The sequence below is a fragment of the Microbulbifer salipaludis genome (assembly GCF_017303155.1).
Classification (GTDB): Bacteria; Pseudomonadota; Gammaproteobacteria; order Pseudomonadales; family Cellvibrionaceae; genus Microbulbifer; species Microbulbifer salipaludis.
Window position 1 is genome coordinate 510525 of sequence record NZ_JAEKJR010000001.1, and the last position, 17915, is coordinate 528439.

A 17915-nucleotide genomic window follows, 5' to 3' on the forward strand; every position below is an offset into this window, starting at 1 on the left:
CCTCCGGGATCTGTACACAAAACGACTCTCCGCCCACCGACAGCCGGCTGCTGGTGTGGCAACGCTAATCAGGAAAACAGGAGCGCATTATGCCCCCATGGTTTGAAACCGCCCTCGCCATTGGCGCCGCCATCGCCGCGGTCTTTTTCTTTGGCAAGTACCGCGAGACAGCGGCGGCACTGCACGAGTCCGAGCGCATGAAGCACAAGCTGTCCAAGGACCTGGACCGCTACCGCGATGTCCCGCAATTACGCGCGCTGCGCGATGGACTGATCGGCGAGCGCAACCTGCCGGTGGACGATGAGGGTTATGAGCACGTGCTGATTCGGGACAGTGCGCGCAAACCGGTGCACATCAAGCTGAAGAAAACTGCAGAGTCCGTCGCCGACGCGGGTAGTGTGCAGTACCAGGCTGGTGGTGAAGCGCGCACCCTGCAGGAACTGGATTGATCCGGAGCGGGATCAATCCGGGCTCAGGCGGAGCTGGGCAGGGTCAGCTTCTGTGAGGGGAAATTGAGGGTAAAGGTACTGCCGCGCCCGGGGACACTGCTGACGCTCATGTTGGCGCTGTGGCGTAGCAACACGTGTTTGACGATCGCCAGGCCGAGGCCGGTGCCGCCACTTTCCCGCGAGCGACCCGCATCCACCCGGTAAAAGCGCTCGGTCAGGCGTGGAATATGCACCGGGTCGATACCGATACCGGAATCCTTGACCGAAAAGTGGCCGCCGGCGGCGTCGACTCGCCAGTGCAGCTCGATGGGTCCGCCATCGGGGCTGTACTTCACGGCGTTGAACGCCAGGTTGGCGAAGGCACTGTGTAGTTCGCCCGCATCGCCGGTGATCGTGCAATCCTCCGCACAGTGCACTGAAACCTGGTGGCGCCCGCCACTGAGGGAGCGTGTTTCTTCAGCCACCTGCTCCATCAAGGAGCGCACGGAAATTTTGTCTCGTCCCCGGCCGCGCTCCGACGTCTCCAGCCGAGCCAGCAGCAACAGATCGTTGACCAGGCTGGTCATGCGTGCGGTCTGCTCATTCATCTGTCCCAGTGGCCGCTCCCAGTTGCGCGGGGCCTGTCCGCTGGCCTGCAGGGTTTCCAGATAGCCGGCAATCACCGTCAGCGGGGTGCGCAACTCGTGGGACACGTTCGCCACAAAGTCCCGCCGCATCTGCTCAAGATTGTGCAGCCGGGTGACGTCCCGCACGATCACCAGCGCTTCATCCTGGCCGAAGCGGGTTACTTCCACCTGCAGCGTGCGCGATTCATCGCCGGGTGCCGGCAGCGTGATCGGTTGTTGGGTCTTGTTGTTCTGCTCCAGCATGCGCTGGTACATATGTTCAACGAAGCGCGGGTCGCGGACGAAATTGATCAGCGGCTGGCCTGCGTCATCCGGCTGCAGGCGCAACATCTCCCCGGCCGCCGGGTTCCACCAGGCCAGATTGCCTTCATCTTCCAGCGCGACGATACCCTCGCGCAGAGCGCTGGTGCTGTCCTGCACCCGGCGCAGCATGGAATGCAGCTTCTGCTTTTCCTTGCGGTGGCGGCGCTGCAGCCGGTAGAAATCGTCGGAGATGTCGCCCCACACGCCGAAGCTCGTCGGCGCCGGGCCGCGGCGGCCGTTTGCCAGCCAGCGGTCAAAGCGCTTTTGCTGGTACAGCAGCCAGAAGAGATAGAGGGTGAGGCCGGCACAGAGCGCCAGCCACCAGTGGTTGGTGACAAAACCAAGAATGGTGGTGCCGAGGGCGATGACGATAAAACGCGAGAACTCGCCAATACTGCGATCGAGCATGATGGTTTGGCCATCTTGTGGTTGAGCGAAACCGATTGCGGGAAATATACCGGATTCGAGGCGCTGGCCGAACCCTTTCTACCGGCGATTTGTCGCTTGGGGCAATCACCCCGGCCCGCAGCGGCGTGCGAGCCTGCAGGTTACGCGCGTTCGGCGGTCTGCATTGAGAAGCGATAGCCGGTGCCGCGCACGGTCTGGATGTAGCGCTCATGGCCATCCACGGTCAGCGCCTTGCGCAGGCGGCGGATGTGTACGTCTACCGTGCGCTCCTCAACGTAAACGTTGCCGCCCCAGACGTGATCCAGCAGCTGGGCGCGGGTATAGGCGCGTTCCTGGTGCGACAGGAAAAACGTGAGCAGGCGAAATTCCGTGGGGCCCATTTCTACCGGGCTGCCATTGATGGTCACCCGGTGGCAGACAGGGTCCAGTACCAGACCGCCCGCGGTCAGAGGCTCTTCCGGGGTGCTCGGCCCGGCGCGGCGCAGTACCGCCTTGAGGCGAGCCACCAGCTCGCGCGGGGAAAACGGCTTGGTGATGTAGTCATCGGCACCGGTTTCCAGTCCCTTGATTTTGTTGTCTTCTTCACCCTTCGCCGTGAGCATGATGATGGGCAAAGAGGCGGTCAGCTCGTCGCGCTTCAGGCGGCGCGCCAGCTCCACACCGGATACGTCCGGCAGCATCCAGTCCAGCAGGATCAGGTCGGGTTTCTCGTCGATTACCAGCGCATGAGCGGCCTGGGCATTTTCCGCCTCAAGGCAGCGGTAATCGGCCATTTCCAGGGCCACGCGTAACATGTCCCTTACCGGGGCCTCGTCATCGACGATGAGAATGGTTTTGCTGTGCATCTGCCTGTCTTACCCTAACTGATGTGCGTGCCGGTTAACGGATACCTTCCTAGCCTGGGTATTTAACGTCACTTTAGTGACAAATATATGACACGCAGCCAGCGGTCACGACTCTGTGGGGCTGCCCACGGGTCAGCTGGCAATAAAGTGGAAAAATATCCCGCAAAATACCGCAGCGCCCACCCAATTGTTGTTCAGAAAGGCCTTGAAGCAGTTTTCCCGTTGCCGGTCTCGCACCAGCCATTGCTGGTAGCCGAACAGTGCCGCGGCCGCGGCGACGCCGACGTAAAACAACGGCCCCAGCTCGGCGCGACTGCCGAGCATCAGCAGCGCCAGGATCACCATGCCCTGCAGGCTGGCGGTCATCACCCGGTCCATGTCGCCAAACAGAATGGCGGTGGATTTGACGCCGATCTTGAGGTCGTCATCGCGATCCACCATGGCGTAGAAGGTGTCGTAGGCCACGGTCCACAGCAGGTTGGCGGTAAAGATCAGCCAGGCCACCGCCGGTACCTCGTTGGTGACCGCGGCAAACGCCATCGGAATACCCATGCTGAAGGCCGCCCCCAGTACCACCTGTGGCAGGTGGGTGTAACGCTTGGCGAAGGGGTAGCAAAATGCCAGTGCCAGCGCGGGCAGCGACAGCAGGATGGTGAGTTTGTTGGTGGTGAGCACCAGCAGGAAGGCGAGCAGCATCAATCCGGCGAACAGGCGCAGGGCACCTTTCGGGGTTGCCGCGCCGGTGGCAAGGGGGCGCTGCTGGGTGCGTTTTACGTGGCCGTCGATGTTGCGGTCGGCAAAATCGTTGATGGCGCAGCCGGCGGCGCGGGTCAGGATGACGCCGAGGGTAAACACCGCAAACAGGTGCAGGCCCGGCCAGCCCCCGGCGGCGATCCACAGTGCCCACCAGGTGGGCCACAGCAGCAGCAGTGAGCCGATGGGCCGGTCGAGCCGGGCGAGCTGCCAGTACGGGAGTGCGGCGGGCCAGCGTTGCTGGATCTGTTGACTGATCATGGTTTCTCTCTGTGTCGGCTCAGGCCAGGGGCGGATTGCCGGGCTGGAAGCTGCTGAGAAAGGTCTCGGCAACCAGCAGTGGCTTGCCCTGCAGCCAGAAGGTGGAACGCCTGCCCCATGCCTGTCCGTCGATGGTGTCCAGCTCGGCCCTCTGGCAGCGCGGGTTGCGCGCGAGGCGGTTGAGCACGATGGGGCCGCGGCGGATATCCGGTTGGCTGAACAGTAATTCGCCGAGGGGGCGATTGTCGAGGTTGCGCAGGTAGCGGCTCTTGCCGGCGAGGGTGCGCTCGGGCAATACACTGCGCGCATAAACCCAGGGCTGCGCACTGTTGCCATACAGCAGGACTTCGCGGATCAGCGCGCGGGTTCGGTCTTTCAGGTTGAGCGCGCGGCGCTCTTCCAGCTGCGGTGTATGCCAGCCCTGGTGGAGTATTTGTACGCTAAACTGGCCGTGGCTCAGGTGTTTGAGGGCCGCCGTGAGGGAACCCGGGTGCTGCAGCCAGGGCAGGAGATGTTCCGGCGGGGCGTGGCCGTGCAGGCCTTCCAGCGGTTGTGGGTGCCAGTCGCCGATGGCTTCAAAGGGGGAGTGGTACAACGCAGACTCCACGCGGGGTTAAGCGGGTTTGAGTTCACCGCATTGTACCTGACGCGGGCAGCAGTGGAACTCGCTTTGCCCCGCGGGGGTGGGGTCGATATAGTGGCGCATTCGCTGGATCGTGTTGGTTGGCGGCAGCACCGCCATCCCGTCGGGGTTAGTGTTTTTTACCAGAATAATGATTCGCCACTGAAAAGTGCGTGTTAACAGGATGGAACATGGGGCTTACTAAAAAAATCGTACTGGCCATGATTGTGGGCATCGCCGTCGGCGTGCTCTTCAATGTGTTGAATTCGAGCCAGGTGCTTGGGGCCGGTGTGACCGGCTTTATCAATAATTACCTGACCAACGGCCTGTTTGATATTGTCGGGCGGATTTTCATCGCATCGCTGAAACTGATGGTGGTGCCGCTGGTGCTGGTATCGTTGATTTGCGGCTCCTGCGCGCTGTCGGAAGGCAGCCGGGTGGGGGTGCTGGCCGGCAAGACGGTGTTGCTCTACCTGGTAACCACTGCGGCCGCGATTTCCCTGGCGCTGCTGCTGGCCACAGTGTTCCAGCCCGGCGTGGGCATGGAGGGCATTGCCGGTGACGCGAGCTTCGAGCCCAAGCCTTCCCCGCCGCTGTCCGAGGTGCTGGTCAACATATTCCCCACCAATCCGGTGGAGGCAATGGCCAAAGGCAATATGCTGCAGATCATCGTGTTTGCCCTGCTGATGGGCTACGCCATTTCCCGCAGCGGCAAGCCGGGTCAGCGTATCGCCGGCTTCTTCAACGACCTGAATGACGTGATCCTGCGCATGGTCAGTGTGCTCATGATCTTTGCCCCCTACGGTGTCTTTGCACTGCTGGCGAACAAGATCGCGCAGCTCGGCTTCGAAACCATTTTGCTGTTGCTGAAATATTTCCTGGTGGTACTGGGGGCGCTGTTGCTGCACGCACTCGGGGTCTACTCGCTGTTGCTCAAGCTGCTATCCGGGCTGAATCCGTGGCAGCTGCTGAAAAAAATGCGCCCGGCGATGGTGTTTGCCTTCAGTACGGCCTCTTCGGCCGCCACCATCCCGGTCACCCTGCAGACCGTCGAAAAGCGCCTGGGTGTCGATAACAAGGTGGCCTCGTTCACCGTGCCCCTGGGTGCCACCATCAATATGGACGGCACGGCGATCATGCAGGGGGTGGCGACGGTGTTCATCTCCCAGCTGTACGGTATCGAGATTGGCCTGATGGGCTATCTGACGGTAATCCTGACCGCAACCCTCGCCTCCATCGGTACCGCCGGGGTACCCGGCGTCGGCCTGATCATGCTGGCGATGGTCCTGCAGCAGGTGGGCCTGCCACTGGAGGGCATCGCGATTGTGATGGGTGTGGATCGACTGCTGGATATGGTGCGCACAGCCGTGAACATCACCGGTGATTCCGTGGTGAGCACAATCGTGGCCAAAAGTGAGGGCGCGCTGAACGTGAATACCTTTAACGATGCGAACTACAACAGCGTGGTAAGCAACGGGGACGAGCGGCGCGCGGCGTCGTGATCGCCTCCGCCGGTCGCGTTCAATGAAAAGGGCGGGTCCACTGGACCCGCCCTTTTTTTGTCTGCCTGCCCCGGGTTGTCTTTCCCTAGTTGCCTGTCCCGGGCAAACTCAGAGTGCGGCCATGTCCTGCAGCTCATCCGCCTCCAGGGTGTCTTCCATCGCTTCTACCAGCTCTTCGACCAGCTCGCTGAGTGCCTTTCTGATGGCCTCTTCGGTATTGTCATCCGCGGCGCGGCCATCGTGGTAGCTGCGCACCCGGTACTTCTGCTGGATCTTTAGCTCGTCAATGTTGACACCCTGTTCGCGCAGCGCGGTGCCTTGCTGGTTTGTGAGGGTGTAGCGGAATTCGCCAGTCAGCCGCACATTGCCCTGCTCCAGGTCGTAATCATTCTTCGGCTTCATGGCGCTCAAGTGTTTGATTACTTTCAGCGTAAGTGACTGGTGCAGGCTCAGAGCACCGTCACTGACGACCAGCGGTACTTCCTCGTCTTCCAGGTATTGCTGGAGCTCTCGCGCCAGTTCGGCGTGCAGGTGCTGGGTGTAGTTGCGCACCGCCTGCTGCTTCAGCTCAGCGAGGCCACCACCGCGGCTGGCCTGGGCCAGCATCAGCTCCAGGTTGCCACTGGAAATGGGCATGGGCACGTCGATATCTATCTTGGTGGGGGCAATCACCAGGCTGGGAATATGCTCGTCACCGCCCCACATCTGCGCGCTCACCTGAGTAGACAGGCTGATACCCAGCAGGCCGGCGAACATCAGGCCGTGTAACTTGAAAGTTCTCATGCATCGTTCCCTGTTTTCTTTTTTATAACGGGATTTTTTTGGCAATTGGCGAATGAATTCGCTCTGTTTTGCTCATATGGCAAACAAAGGCTGCCACTTATATTGATCGAGCGCAAAAAATTTCCGTGACTTGCGCGTCAGAAATGGCAAATTTTGTGCGTCAAGTCGCAGTGCGGGACTTTACATTGGGGTAAGGCTCTGGCTTGGGGCTGGGCGCTGCCCAGTGCACGTTTGCCTCGAGGAATCGGGCGATGCGGGGCTCAGCCGCGCCCCACCAGATCCCGCAGGCTGTCCGCTTCAAGGTCGTCCTCGATGCGGTCGATGATGCGGCCCACCAGCGTGTCGATCATTTTTTCCAGCTGCGCATCCGTACTGTCTTCGGCTTCCCCCGCACCCAGTGGTGTCTTGATCTGATAGCTACCCTTGAGGCGCAGGTCGGCGATATCCAGGCGTTTCTCCGCGAGTACCTCACCGTTGGGGGCGTTCAGCGAAAACTGGTAATCGCCGGAAGCACTGAGGTTGCCCCGCTCTACTTCGTAGCCGCTGCGATTCTTGAGACCACTCAACTGTTTGACGATCGAGATATTGATGCTGTTTTGCAGGGTGAGCGAGGTGTTGTCCGTGACCAATGGCACTTCTTCATCGACGAAGAATTCGCGCAGCGCGGCCTCCAGTTTTGTCCGTAGCTGGTCGCTAAACGCAGTGATCGCTTTCTCGCGGGTGGCGCTCAGACCCTCGGCGGATGTGGCTTGGGCTAGAAGCGCATCGAAGTCGTTACCCTGCAGCGGGGTGGGAATGTCTGCGGCAATTCTGGTGTGTGCGAGGGTGATGTGGGGAGCGGGTGTATCACTGCCGCCAAACAGGCCCTGCGCGTAACACTGGGCGGTGAACAACAGGCTGATCAGTACGGCAGAGTGCTTGATAAATGTGTTCAAGAGAATCTTCCGTTGATGGTCGTGTTGAGGGTGCGCCGGGATAGCCGGCACGCACTGATTCCGGGCGTTTTGTTCTTTTTATGCAGGCTGCCACCACTGGTACGGGAGTGCAAAATTATTGGTGACCGGAAGTGACCATATGGTCAATCCATTTGTGGCGGCATGGGGGGCACTGTGAAGCGCGGGTGCAGTGTGCGGTCGATGGGGGGCGGGTCAGGCCTCGGCGAAGCGCGGCTTGTTGTGCAACCAGCGTCGCACTAGCGCGGTGCGGTTCTCACTGCTCAACTGGGGGGCGGCCGCCATCTTCTGCACCTGGGGCAAGAGGTGGGCGTCTCGCTGCAGGTCGGCGATGCGGTGCTGTATTTCACCGGTCTGGCGGGTACCGAGAATCTCGCCTGGGCCGCGCAGACGCAGGTCCTCTTCGGCGATGGCGAAGCCGTCTGCATGATCGCGCAGCGCCTGCAGGCGCGCGCGACCATTGGCGGATAGCGGTGTGGAATACATCAGCACGCAGTGGCTGGCGACGCTGCCCCGACCGACGCGCCCCCTTAATTGATGCAGCTGGGCGAGCCCCAGACGCTCGGGGTTCTCGATAATCATCAGGCTGGCGTTGGGCACATCCACACCCACCTCGATGACCGTGGTGGCCACCAGCAGGTCGATGTCGCCGGTCTTGAAGGCCTTCATCACCAGGTCCTTGGCATCCGGTTTCATGCGTCCGTGTACCAGTGCTATCCGCACGCCGTCCAGGGTGTCGGCCAGCTCTTCGGCGGTGGATTCTGCGGCCTGCGCCTGCAGGGTCTCCGATTCCTCAATCAGGGTGCACACCCAGTAGGCCTGGCGCCCCTCGCGCACCGCACTCTGTACCCGCGCCATCACGTCGTAGCGGCGCTCGTTGGAAATGGCCACGGTATTGATCGGCTGGCGCCCGGGCGGCAGTTCGTCGATCACCGAGCAGTCCAGATCGGCAAAGGCGGACATGGCCAGGGTACGGGGAATGGGCGTGGCGGTCATGATCAGCTGGTGGGGCTGGGTGCGCGTGGCACCGTCCTGCGCGCCCTTTTCCCTCAGTTGCAAACGCTGGGCGACACCAAAGCGATGCTGCTCGTCGATGATCACCAGCGCCAGGCGGTGAAACTGGACGCCTTCCTGAAACAGGGCGTGAGTTCCCACCACCAGCTGCGCGTCGCCATTGGCGATGGCCGCCAGCTGCGCCCGGCGCTCTGCCGCTTTCATGCTGCCGGTGAGCCAGGCCACGGTAATCCCCAGGGGTTCGAGCCAGGCACTGAAATTGATGCGGTGCTGCTCGGCGAGGATTTCCGTGGGCGCCATGACCGCACACTGGTAACCGGCGCCGATGGCCTGCAGTGCGGCGCGGGCAGCGACCAGGGTTTTACCGGCGCCCACATCCCCCTGCAGCAGGCGCATCATGGGTGTGCTCATGGCCAGGTCCCCGGCGATTTCCTGCCCGACCCGCTGTTGCGCATTGGTGGGGGCAAACGGCAGGCGCGCGAGAAAATCCCGCTCCAGCGCGGCATTCGGCTGCAGCGGGGGCGCCGCGACTCTGGAGGCGCTGCGACGCAGCTCCAGCAGGCTCAGATGGTGGGCCAGCAGCTCTTCCAGGGCGAGGCGTTGCTGTGCGGGGTGCTGCCCCTCGGCCAGTTGCGCAATATCGGCATCGGCCGGCGGCCGGTGCAGATACGTCAGGGCCCCGGCCAGTGGCATTTGCAGCGGGCGGGGCAACAGTTCAGCGGGCACCAGCTCCGTGACATTGCCCTCCGCCAGCCAGTCGAGCCCCTGTCCGATCAGGGCGCGCAGGCGTCCCTGGCCCAGTCCTTCGGTCAGCGGGTAAACCGGCGTCAGGGTTTCCGCGGTAGGTGAAACGTCCTCACCCACAACTTCGGTTTCCGGGTGATACAGCTCAATACCGGCACTGCCCCGCCGGGCCTCGCCGTAGCAGCGCACCCGGGTGCCGGGTGTCAGGCGATTCTTCTGTGCCGCGGTGAAATGGAAAAAACGCAGGGTGACGTTGCCGGTGGTGTCTTGAATACGCACCGCAAGACTGCGGCGGCGGCCGAAGACCACATCGGCGGCACGCACCTCGCCTTCGATGACCGCGTCCATACCCGGGCGCAGCCCTGCTAGGGGAACCACGCGGGTGCGGTCCTGATAGCGGGCGGGCAGGTGAAACAGCAGGTCCTGCAGGGAGCTGATGTGCAGTTTGGCGAGGGTTTCCGCCAGCTTGGCGCCGACGCCTTTCAGCGCGGTGACCGGAATTTCCGCCAGCGGTTGTGGTGAGGGCTTGTGCGTTTGCTTCACGGACTCGGTAGTTGGCACTGGTTGATGGCGTCGCGCAGCATATCGATGGCGCGGTGACGGGGGAAGCTGGCGCGCCACGCCAGCGCCACGGTGCGCTGGGGCGCCGGCGCCACGAACGGGCGAGTGACCAGTACCCCGGTGGCGTACTGGGACGCGGCCGCCGCCGACAGCGGCAGAACAGTGATGCCCAGGCGCGAGGCGACCATGTGGCGCAGGGTTTCCAGCGAGCTGCCGTCCGCGGCGGTACGGATATGGCCGCTACCGGCCTCTTTTTCGATCGACTGCTGCAACTGCGGGCAGGCTTCCAGCACCTGGTCGCGGAAACAATGCCCCTCCCCCAACAGCAGTACATTGTCTTCACACAGCTGTTCTGGTGTTAGAGCCTCGTACTGGGCCAGCGGGTGGTCGGATGGCATCAGCACCACAAAGGGCTCATCGTACAGCGGCTGTGTGACCACGTCCGGCTCGGTAAACGGCAGCGCAAGAATGACCGCGTCCAGCTCACCCTTGCGCAGCCGGCCGCGCAGGGTAGAGGTATAGCCCTCCTCTACGAACAGCGGCATCTGAGGTGCGCGCTGCTGAAGCTGCGGGATAAAGTGTGGAAACAGATAGGGGCCGATGGTGAAGATTGCCCCCACGGAGAGGGGGCTGCTCAACTGATCCTTGCCGGCACTGGCGATGTCTTTGATGGCTGCGGATTGTTCCAGTACCAGCTGCGCCTGTGCGACGATGCGCTCGCCCAGTGGCGTGGCCTGCACACGGGTCTTGGAGCGCTCGAAAAGCGCCACGCCGAGCTCCTTTTCCAGCTTCTTAACCGCAATGGACAGGGTGGGCTGGCTCACAAAACAGCGTTCTGCGGCGCGCCCGAAGTGCTGCTCCTGAGCCAGGGTGACGATATAGCGCAGTTCATTGAGAGTCATGGTAAACGCAATCAGAGAAATCTTGGCGATAGAGTTTATTCATAAACCCCCCCGGGCGGCCAGCAAAACTGCAGTTACCGCGTATGAATGTCTCAATCTAGAAAAAAATGCTATTAATTAAAAAATCAGTTAGTAAAATTTGCTATTAAGGTGCCATCGAAGCCGGTGGCATGGCGCTTTTTTTGCTATACGTGTAAGGGCAAGTGTTCAAAACACACAAAGCGGAGAAACGCTCTATGGGTATTTTGTCTTGGATTATTTTGGGCCTGATCGCAGGCGCGCTGGCGAAATGGATCATGCCCGGCCCGGATCCCGGTGGCTGGATTGTCACCATGGTCATCGGTATTGTCGGCGCCTTTATTGGCGGTTGGCTGGGTTCACTGGTGGGTATTGGTGGCCCGGTGACCGGTTTCTCGCTGGGAGACATTGTTACTGCAGTAATTGGTGCGATCGTACTGCTTTTCATTTATCGCATGGTGAAATCGCGCAGTTGACCCGTCACTAGTGCTTCCAATGCCCGGGCCCGCGTTATACTGCGGGCCCGGTTCACAGATTACGGTTGGCAAACAGGCTATAAATAGCGCTGCTGACCAAGTGTTCGCGGTAATTCATAAAAACTATTTCGATGCGACGCAGTGTCAGCTGCGGCATCGTGTATTGTGGGGACTGGAGTTCGGTACCCCGGGGGTTGATACGAGCGGTTATGGCAAAGGAAAACGTCTGGATCTTCGGTTGTGGTGACCTGGGTACTCGTCTGGCGCTGAAGCTGGATCGCGATGCGTACGATGTATTCGGGGTGCGACGCAATCCTTTGCAGGCGCTGTCACGCAAGCGCCGCGCCGATGTGGTCAACTGGCGTCGCGGCGATGCCACCAAACCGGAAGATATTCAGCGGCACCTGAGCAATGGTGCCGATATTGTGATTGCGACCTTCACCCCGGGTGCGAGTACGCCGCAAGCCTACCAGCGTGCCTATGTGGAAACCGCCACCGCCATGCGCGATAGTCTCGCGGCCATGGAAAAACCTCCCCGTCTGTTTCTGTGGATATCGTCCACCCGTGTGTACGGCCAGAGTGGTGACCAGTGGCTCGATGAGCGCTCCCAGCCCCTGCCGGGCAGCTATCAGGGTGAGGCACTGCTCGCCGCAGAGAAAATCGTGCAGTCTTCCGGCACGGAAACCTGTGTGGTGCGCTTTGCGGGTATTTACGGTCCGGGCCGCGACCGTTTGCTGTCCCAGGTACGCGCAGGCCGCTGTGCGCCGCCGTCACCGCCCCAGTACAGTAACCGGATTCATGTGGATGATGCCGTGGGATTCCTGGCGCACCTGATCGAGGGCCAGAAGAAAGGAATGCCGCTGGAGAAGCTGTACATCGGCGCCGACTGTACGCCGGTTCCCATGTATGAATTGCAGAGCTGGCTGGCGAAGTCCATGGGGTACACCAGTGCGCACCTGCGTGAAGAAGTGGCGACCAGTGAGCGCCGCTCGAAAAAAATGAGCAACAAGCGCATGCTGGAGAGCGGCTATACGATGCTGTATCCGGATTATCGTGCGGGCTACAGCACCCTGTTGGAAAACGACTGAGCTACCTGGCTACCAATCTAGCTACCTGCCGCGCCACCAGCTTCGGGCGGCGCAGCAACCCTGACCTTCCCTGTTAGATCACCATCACCGCTTCGGCTTCAAACTGCGCGCCTTTGGGCAACTCGCTGACGCCGACGGCGGCGCGTGCGGGGAACGGTTTGGTAAACATCTCTTCCATCACCGCATTGACCGTGGCGAAGTTGCTGAGGTCCGTGAGGTACAGGTTCAGCTTGACGATCGAGTCCAGGGAGCCGTTGGCTGCCTCGCACACCGCCTTGAGGTTTTTAAACACCTGCTCAGCCTGTTCCTTGAAGTCGTCCGAAATCAGCTCCATGGTTTCGGGCACCAGTGGAATCTGGCCGGAAAGATAAATGGTGTTATCGACTTTGACGGCTTGCGAGTAGCTGCCGATTGCGGCCGGTGCCTTATCGGTTTTTATCACGGCGCGATTGGGCATGGGTTACTTCTCCGGGCCTGACAGGGCCTGCTTGCTGAAAAAGAAAGCGGGAGAATATAGCGCGGTTTTTCACATTTGGGGAGTAATGCCGGCAGCGGGTTGTCGATATGCGCGGCCTGTCCACATTGCATGGCCCTTCGCGCAAAACCACCCCCGCTTTTGTGGCCAGGTCGCAACAAATATCCGCTGGCGTGACCGCGCTGGATATCAGGGACGCGCGATCCTGATCACCGCCGGCAGGTTGCGCAGGCGTTTCATGATCTGTGCCAGGTGTACCCGGTTGGTGACTTCCAGGGTCAGCGCAATCACGCTGTGCTGGGCGTCTTTTTCATCCACATGGATCTGCTCGATGCTGGCACCCTCTTCGGTGATGCGGGTGGCCAGGCGAGCGATGATGCCCCGCTCGGACTCCACTTCCACGCGCACATCGCCGAGGAAGTCTCCTTTCACGTCCGGTGACCAGGCCACCGCCATGATGTTTTCCGGATGCTCACGCAGTTCCAGCGCATTGCGGCAGGTGTCCCGGTGCACCACCACACCCTTGCCCGAGCTGATATGACCGATGATGGTGTCGCCGGGGATCGGCCGGCAGCAGCGCGCGAAACTGATCATCATGCCCTCCTGGGCGTCGATGGTCAGTGGCGATGAAATATTGCTTGCCTCGGTTTCAGTGGTGCCTGGGGGGATCAGCAGCTTGGCGGCGGAGAAGGCCGCGCGGTTACCGAGGCCGATCTCCTCGAGCAGGTTGTCGAAACTCTCGCATCGGGCTTCCTTGACGCCGCGCCGAATCTGCTCGTCGTCCAGATCTGAAATTTTCAGGCGGAATTTGACCAGTGCCTTTTCCAGCAGTCGGCGCCCCAGCTCGATGGAGTCGTGATGGCGCTGGTGCTTCAGATAGTGGCGGATGGCGCTGCGCGCTTTCGCGGTGACGACAAAGTTGAGCCAGTTGGGATTCGGCTGCACATTCTTGCTGGTGAGGATCTCCACCTTCTGGCCACTTTCCAGTGGTTGCGACAGGGGGGCCAGGCGCTGGTTGATGCGCACTGCCACGCAGGAGTTGCCGATATCCGTGTGCACCGAGTAGGCGAAATCCACAGCGGTGGCGCCGGCGGGCAGGTCGATGATCTTGCCTTTGGGGGTGAACACGTAAACCTCGTCCGGAAACAGGTCGATTTTTACGTTTTCGATAAATTCCAGTGAATCGCCGGCACGTTGCTGCATTTCCAGCAGGCCCTGCACCCAGCGCCGCGCGCGTACCTGACTGGTGCCGCCGGTGTTGAGCACCTCATCCCCCGAGGACTTGTACAGCCAGTGCGCGGCAATACCGCTGTTGGCCATCTCGTCCATTTCTTTGGTGCGAATCTGCACTTCGATCGGCACCCCGTGCATACCCAGTAATACGGTATGTAGCGACTGGTAGCCGTTGGATTTGGGGATGGCGATATAGTCTTTGAATTCGCTGATCACCGGCTTGTACAGGTTGTGGATAACCCCAAAGGTTCGGTAACAGGTGTCCACGCTGTCGACGATGATGCGGAAGGCGTAGACGTCCATGATTTCCTTGAACGACTTTTTCTTCGAGCGCATCTTCTGGTAAATGCTGTACAGGTGCTTTTCGCGGCCGATCACCAGCGCGTCGATTTTCTCTCGCTCCAAGCGCAGTTCGATGGCGTTCTGGATTTTTTCCAGCAGCTCCTTGCGGTTGCCACGCGCGGCAACCAGTGCGGCGCGCAAGCGGCTGGCGCGCAGCGGGTAGATGGCAAAAAAGGCGCGGTCCTCGAATTCGATCCGCACATCGTTCATGCCCAGGCGGTTGGCGATGGGTGCGTAGATTTCAAGGGTTTCGCGGGCGATGCGTGCGCGCTTCTCCGGCTTCAGCGAGCCGAGGGTGCGCATGTTGTGCAGGCGGTCGGCGAGCTTGACCAGGATCACGCGGATATCCCGCGCCATGGCCAAAGCCATTTTCTGGAAGTTCTCGGCCTGCTTTTCTGCCGGGCTGTCGGTTTCGAACTGGGTCAGCTTGGAGACGCCGTCCACCAGATCGGCAATCTCTCCGCCAAACTGCTCCGCCAGCGCCGCCTTGGGGATGCCGGTATCTTCGATGACGTCGTGGAGCATGGCTGCCGCCAGGCTCTGTGCGTCCATATGCATGCCAGCCAGGATGGTGGCAACCGCCAGGGGGTGTGTGATGTAAGGCTCGCCGGAGCGCCGTTTCTGGCCCTCGTGCGCCTGCTCCGCATAGAAGTAGGCGCGGCGGACAAACTGGATCTGGTCGGGGGAAAGGTAGGACGAGAGGCGATGGGCCAGACTGTCGATGGTGTGCAAAGCCGCGCTCGCCTCTTAAATTTCCAGCAAATCCTGCATTACTGCATCAATAATCGGTCAACTTCGGATTACATGTCCTGTTCTGACAGGAATACCGGTGCCGGTGCGGCGCGCTGTACCGGCTCTTCTTCCGGCTCGTCCAGAATGCTGGCGTCAACGAAGCCTTCTTCGATTTCGCGCAGGGCGATCACGGTCGGCTTGTCGTTTTCTTCCGGTACCATCGGGTCGCGGCCGCCGGTGGCGATCTGACGGGCGCGCTTGCTGCCTACAATCACCAGCTCAAAGCGGTTGTCTACGTGGTCGAGGCAATCTTCAACGGTAATACGTGCCATAAATCTTCTATTCCAGTGTGTAAGTTTGCCCGGCTGGGCAAAATTGACGAATTCTGTTGTCTGCCCGGTCAGTGCCGGCGCGGACGGGGGTTGACTATTCTACCGGACCGCGCGGTGTACGCAAATCGAACAGTGGTTAAAGACGCATAAAGTAAGATGCGAAGGTGGCGATGCCGGGTATGGGTTTGCCAGACCTTCTGCGAGAGGGACCTCGCAGAAGAGCCCCCATGGATGGGTTCACGGCGTGTCTGGTAAACCCATACCCGGCAGCGCCGCCGCCACAAAACTAGATTCGAGCTTACTGGCTCCGCAGCAACGACTGCAGCAGCCCGGAGTGACGCTCCTGCTGCCTCACCAAGCGCTGGCGCTCCGCCACCATAATCGAGCGCAGCTCGTTGAGGGCGGTGGTGAAGTCGTCGTTGATCACCAGGTAATCGGTCTCCACATAGTGGGACATCTCGTCGATGGCCTGCGCCATACGTTTGTCGATCACCGACTGGTCATCCTGGCCGCGCCCGGTCAGGCGCTCCAGCAGTGCCTGTTGTGACGGCGGCAGAATAAAGATCCCCACTGTTTCCGGCATCAGCTTGCGCACCTGCTCAGCACCCTGCCAGTCGATCTCCAGGATCACATCGCGGCCGCTGGCCAGGGTCTCTTCAACCCAGGCTCTGGAGGTGCCGTAGAAATTGTCGAACACCTGGGCGTGCTCCAGAAAGGCACTTTTCCCGAGCATCGCCACGAACTCGTCGCGATCCACAAAATGATAGTTGATGCCCTCAACCTCACCGGGACGCATGGCCCGGGTGGTGTGGGACACGGATACGGTGACCTGGGAGTCCGCCTCGATCAGCGCTTTGACAAGACTGGTTTTACCGGCGCCGGAAGGCGCGGAGACCGTATAGAGAGTACCTGTGGACACGGCGAACCCTGCTGCTGTGTTGGTAAAGTGGTTGGGTGGGCGGGGATTATAGCGAAAGGAAGACAGGCAGTCCCCCGACCGGTGCTGGGGGCAAAGTGTTGGGCTTTTCCAAGCTGCTTGCCACGGGGAGGCGAGCAGTCCGGAGCCGGCCGGGAGTGCCTGCGGAATCTCAACCGGTCACCTTTGGGGAAGGCTCGGGCTACTGCGGATTCCTGTTGCTAGTTGCGAACGGAAGTGACTGTATCGTCTTTGTGCATAAAAACCAACACCCACCAGGTGATTGCGCTCGCCAGGCAGTAGCCGATAAGCGGCAGCCAGGTGCCTGTGGGCAGCAGCGGCAGGGTTGCCGCCAGCAGTGCCAGGCGCCCCAGCTCCCAGTAGCGGCAGCGTGCATCGCCATCGAGTACCCGCCCGTTCACCACCAGGCCGATCACCAGCATCAGCACCATCAACGCCAGTGATGCATAGGAAAAGTTGCCCGCGTTCGACAGCAGCGCGAGGGTTGCGCCCGAGTAGATCAGGTGTTGAACCAGGGCATACCAGCGCAGCCCCCGGTCGATTTGTGGGTCAAACCGGCGGAAGTTGTTCAGGTCGCTGCTGGCTACGGGCATGGCGGCTTCCGCGTCCGCCGGGCGGTAGCCGGTGGCGCGGAACCACAGGGTGAGTTTTTCCTGCCAGCGTTTGGTGTACACCGCATCCAGCCACATACGCTTGAAGTGCTGCAGGTTGGCCGCCAGCGGATCGAAGGTGTTTAGCGGCTTGCGGACGCCGTAGATACAGGGCTCGTCGTCCAGCTCCTCCTGATAGGTGCCGAACAGGCGGTCCCAGATGATCAATATGCCGCCGTAGTTGCGGTCCACGTAGGTCTTGTTCTGGGCGTGATGCACCCGGTGGTTGGAAGGGGTCACCAGAATCCATTCCATCCAGCGCACCTTGGGAAACTTCTGGGTGTGTACCCAGAACTGGTAAATCAGGTCGATGGCGCCGGCGGTAATCAGGACCTCGGGGGGCATGCCGAGCAATAGCAGGGGCAGGTAAAAGATCCACCCCAGGGGCACCAGGTCACTGGACTGACGCAATGCGGTGGTCAGGTTGTAGTCCTCGCTCTGGTGGTGCACCAGGTGCTCCGCCCAGAAGATATTGATCTCGTGGCTGACGCGGTGCTTCCAGTAGTAGCAGAAGTCGTAGGCGATCACGGCGAGGACCAGATGCCAGGGGTTTTCCAGCGACCAGTGGATTCCGAGGCTTTGATAAGCGGGTTCCAACCACTGATACAGGGGGATGTACAGCAGCATCAGGATGCCGACCTTCACCAGCCCCAGGATGCGGCTCAATATGCCCGCACCGAGGCTGCCAATGGCGTCGTTCAGGCGGTACAGCCCCCAGCCGCGCCAGCGGTCCAGCGTTAGTTCGATCAGCACGGCGAGCAGGAAAAAGGGAATGGCGGCGGTAATGAGTCCCACGGTTACCTCGGAATGTGTCTATATCGTTATGGTTGTTCCGAATCAGAGACTCATGTTGCCACAGGCCGGGATGGGGGCAATGTCCTGAGCGACCGGATTCCGAAATCCGTA

General features: G+C 60.9%; 17 protein-coding genes. 4 read left to right on the forward strand and 13 right to left on the reverse strand.

Annotated features, from left to right (window positions below; genetic code table 11):
* The first annotated feature begins 89 nt into the window (after window positions 1-89).
* Window positions 90-449, forward strand: coding sequence for a hypothetical protein (locus JF535_RS02075; protein ID WP_206998453.1), 360 nt, complete (start codon window positions 90-92; stop codon window positions 447-449).
* A 23-nt stretch (window positions 450-472) separates the two neighbouring features.
* On the opposite strand, the gene phoR is transcribed toward JF535_RS02075, so the two are convergent.
* From phoR to JF535_RS02095, 4 genes are all read right to left on the reverse strand, one after another.
* Window positions 473-1786, reverse strand: coding sequence for a phosphate regulon sensor histidine kinase PhoR (gene phoR / locus JF535_RS02080; RefSeq protein WP_206998455.1), 1314 nt, complete (start codon window positions 1784-1786; stop codon window positions 473-475).
* A gap of 140 nt (window positions 1787-1926) precedes the next feature.
* Entirely contained in the window at window positions 1927-2631 is a 705-nt protein-coding gene (gene phoB / locus JF535_RS02085; protein ID WP_206998457.1) for a phosphate regulon transcriptional regulator PhoB, read from the reverse strand.
* A 132-nt stretch (window positions 2632-2763) separates the two neighbouring features.
* The gene (gene ubiA, locus JF535_RS02090; protein ID WP_206998459.1) at window positions 2764-3645 is read right to left on the reverse strand and encodes a 4-hydroxybenzoate octaprenyltransferase; all 882 of its coding nucleotides are present in this window, start codon (window positions 3643-3645) and stop codon (window positions 2764-2766) included.
* Window positions 3646-3664: 19 nt separating this feature from the next.
* Complete coding sequence (locus JF535_RS02095; RefSeq protein ID WP_206998461.1) at window positions 3665-4240, reverse strand: chorismate--pyruvate lyase family protein; 576 nt, start codon at window positions 4238-4240, stop codon at window positions 3665-3667.
* 218 nt (window positions 4241-4458) lie between these two features.
* Here JF535_RS02095 and JF535_RS02100 point away from each other — a divergent pair, with 218 nt between their 5' ends.
* Window positions 4459-5769, forward strand: a complete 1311-nt coding sequence (locus tag JF535_RS02100) for a dicarboxylate/amino acid:cation symporter (protein ID WP_206998463.1) — start codon at window positions 4459-4461, stop codon at window positions 5767-5769.
* Window positions 5770-5877: 108 nt separating this feature from the next.
* On the opposite strand, the gene lptE is transcribed toward JF535_RS02100, so the two are convergent.
* From lptE to JF535_RS02120, 4 genes are all read right to left on the reverse strand, one after another.
* On the reverse strand, window positions 5878-6552 hold the full coding sequence (lptE, locus tag JF535_RS02105; RefSeq protein ID WP_206998465.1) for an LPS assembly lipoprotein LptE: 675 nt from the start codon (window positions 6550-6552) through the stop codon (window positions 5878-5880).
* A 260-nt stretch (window positions 6553-6812) separates the two neighbouring features.
* Entirely contained in the window at window positions 6813-7487 is a 675-nt protein-coding gene (locus tag JF535_RS02110) for a hypothetical protein (RefSeq protein ID WP_206998467.1), read from the reverse strand.
* A gap of 213 nt (window positions 7488-7700) precedes the next feature.
* Window positions 7701-9806 carry an ATP-dependent DNA helicase RecG gene (recG, locus tag JF535_RS02115; RefSeq protein WP_206998469.1) on the reverse strand — a complete coding sequence of 702 codons (2106 nt, stop codon included), beginning with the start codon at window positions 9804-9806 and terminating at the stop codon, window positions 7701-7703.
* Window positions 9803-10726 carry a hydrogen peroxide-inducible genes activator gene (locus JF535_RS02120; RefSeq protein ID WP_066959990.1) on the reverse strand — a complete coding sequence of 308 codons (924 nt, stop codon included), beginning with the start codon at window positions 10724-10726 and terminating at the stop codon, window positions 9803-9805. The genes recG and JF535_RS02120 overlap by 4 nt, the downstream gene beginning before the upstream one ends.
* A 236-nt stretch (window positions 10727-10962) precedes the next feature.
* Here JF535_RS02120 and JF535_RS02125 point away from each other — a divergent pair, with 236 nt between their 5' ends.
* Window positions 10963-11220 (forward strand): GlsB/YeaQ/YmgE family stress response membrane protein, encoded by a 258-nt coding sequence (locus JF535_RS02125; RefSeq protein WP_066959993.1) that lies wholly within the window; start codon window positions 10963-10965, stop codon window positions 11218-11220.
* A 209-nt stretch (window positions 11221-11429) separates the two neighbouring features.
* Window positions 11430-12308, forward strand: a complete 879-nt coding sequence (locus JF535_RS02130; RefSeq protein ID WP_206998471.1) for an NAD-dependent epimerase/dehydratase family protein — start codon at window positions 11430-11432, stop codon at window positions 12306-12308.
* Window positions 12309-12381: 73 nt separating this feature from the next.
* Here the strand turns inward: JF535_RS02130 and JF535_RS02135 are convergent, their stop codons facing one another.
* The 5 genes from JF535_RS02135 to JF535_RS02155 all read right to left on the reverse strand — a co-directional run bounded on the left by JF535_RS02135 (window position 12382) and on the right by JF535_RS02155 (window position 17804).
* Window positions 12382-12765, reverse strand: coding sequence for a RidA family protein (locus tag JF535_RS02135; protein WP_206998473.1), 384 nt, complete (start codon window positions 12763-12765; stop codon window positions 12382-12384).
* A 207-nt stretch (window positions 12766-12972) separates the two neighbouring features.
* A complete protein-coding gene (locus JF535_RS02140) occupies window positions 12973-15090 on the reverse strand; it encodes a RelA/SpoT family protein (protein ID WP_206998475.1) in 2118 nt (705 codons plus the stop codon).
* Between the two features lie 68 nt (window positions 15091-15158).
* Entirely contained in the window at window positions 15159-15422 is a 264-nt protein-coding gene (rpoZ, locus tag JF535_RS02145; protein WP_206998477.1) for a DNA-directed RNA polymerase subunit omega, read from the reverse strand.
* 298 nt (window positions 15423-15720) lie between these two features.
* Complete coding sequence (gmk, locus tag JF535_RS02150; RefSeq protein WP_206998479.1) at window positions 15721-16341, reverse strand: guanylate kinase; 621 nt, start codon at window positions 16339-16341, stop codon at window positions 15721-15723.
* A gap of 218 nt (window positions 16342-16559) precedes the next feature.
* Window positions 16560-17804 carry a sterol desaturase family protein gene (locus tag JF535_RS02155; RefSeq protein ID WP_206998481.1) on the reverse strand — a complete coding sequence of 415 codons (1245 nt, stop codon included), beginning with the start codon at window positions 17802-17804 and terminating at the stop codon, window positions 16560-16562.
* Window positions 17805-17915: the final 111 nt, after the last annotated feature.

Excerpts from the sequence above, each read along its gene's own strand:
- phoR (WP_206998455.1), bottom strand. The coding sequence starts at position 1,786 with ATGCTCGATCGCAGTATTGGCGAGTTCTCGCGTTTTATCGTCATCGCC.
- JF535_RS02125 (WP_066959993.1), top strand. The coding sequence starts at position 10,963 with ATGGGTATTTTGTCTTGGATTATTTTGGGCCTGATCGCAGGCGCGCTG.
- JF535_RS02120 (WP_066959990.1), bottom strand. The coding sequence starts at position 10,726 with ATGACTCTCAATGAACTGCGCTATATCGTCACCCTGGCTCAGGAGCAG.
- phoB (WP_206998457.1), bottom strand. The coding sequence starts at position 2,631 with ATGCACAGCAAAACCATTCTCATCGTCGATGACGAGGCCCCGGTAAGG.
- ubiA (WP_206998459.1), bottom strand. The coding sequence starts at position 3,645 with ATGATCAGTCAACAGATCCAGCAACGCTGGCCCGCCGCACTCCCGTAC.
- lptE (WP_206998465.1), bottom strand. The coding sequence starts at position 6,552 with ATGAGAACTTTCAAGTTACACGGCCTGATGTTCGCCGGCCTGCTGGGT.
- rpoZ (WP_206998477.1), bottom strand. The coding sequence starts at position 15,422 with ATGGCACGTATTACCGTTGAAGATTGCCTCGACCACGTAGACAACCGC.
- JF535_RS02075 (WP_206998453.1), top strand. The coding sequence starts at position 90 with ATGCCCCCATGGTTTGAAACCGCCCTCGCCATTGGCGCCGCCATCGCC.
- JF535_RS02130 (WP_206998471.1), top strand. The coding sequence starts at position 11,430 with ATGGCAAAGGAAAACGTCTGGATCTTCGGTTGTGGTGACCTGGGTACT.
- JF535_RS02100 (WP_206998463.1), top strand. The coding sequence starts at position 4,459 with ATGGGGCTTACTAAAAAAATCGTACTGGCCATGATTGTGGGCATCGCC.
- JF535_RS02135 (WP_206998473.1), bottom strand. The coding sequence starts at position 12,765 with ATGCCCAATCGCGCCGTGATAAAAACCGATAAGGCACCGGCCGCAATC.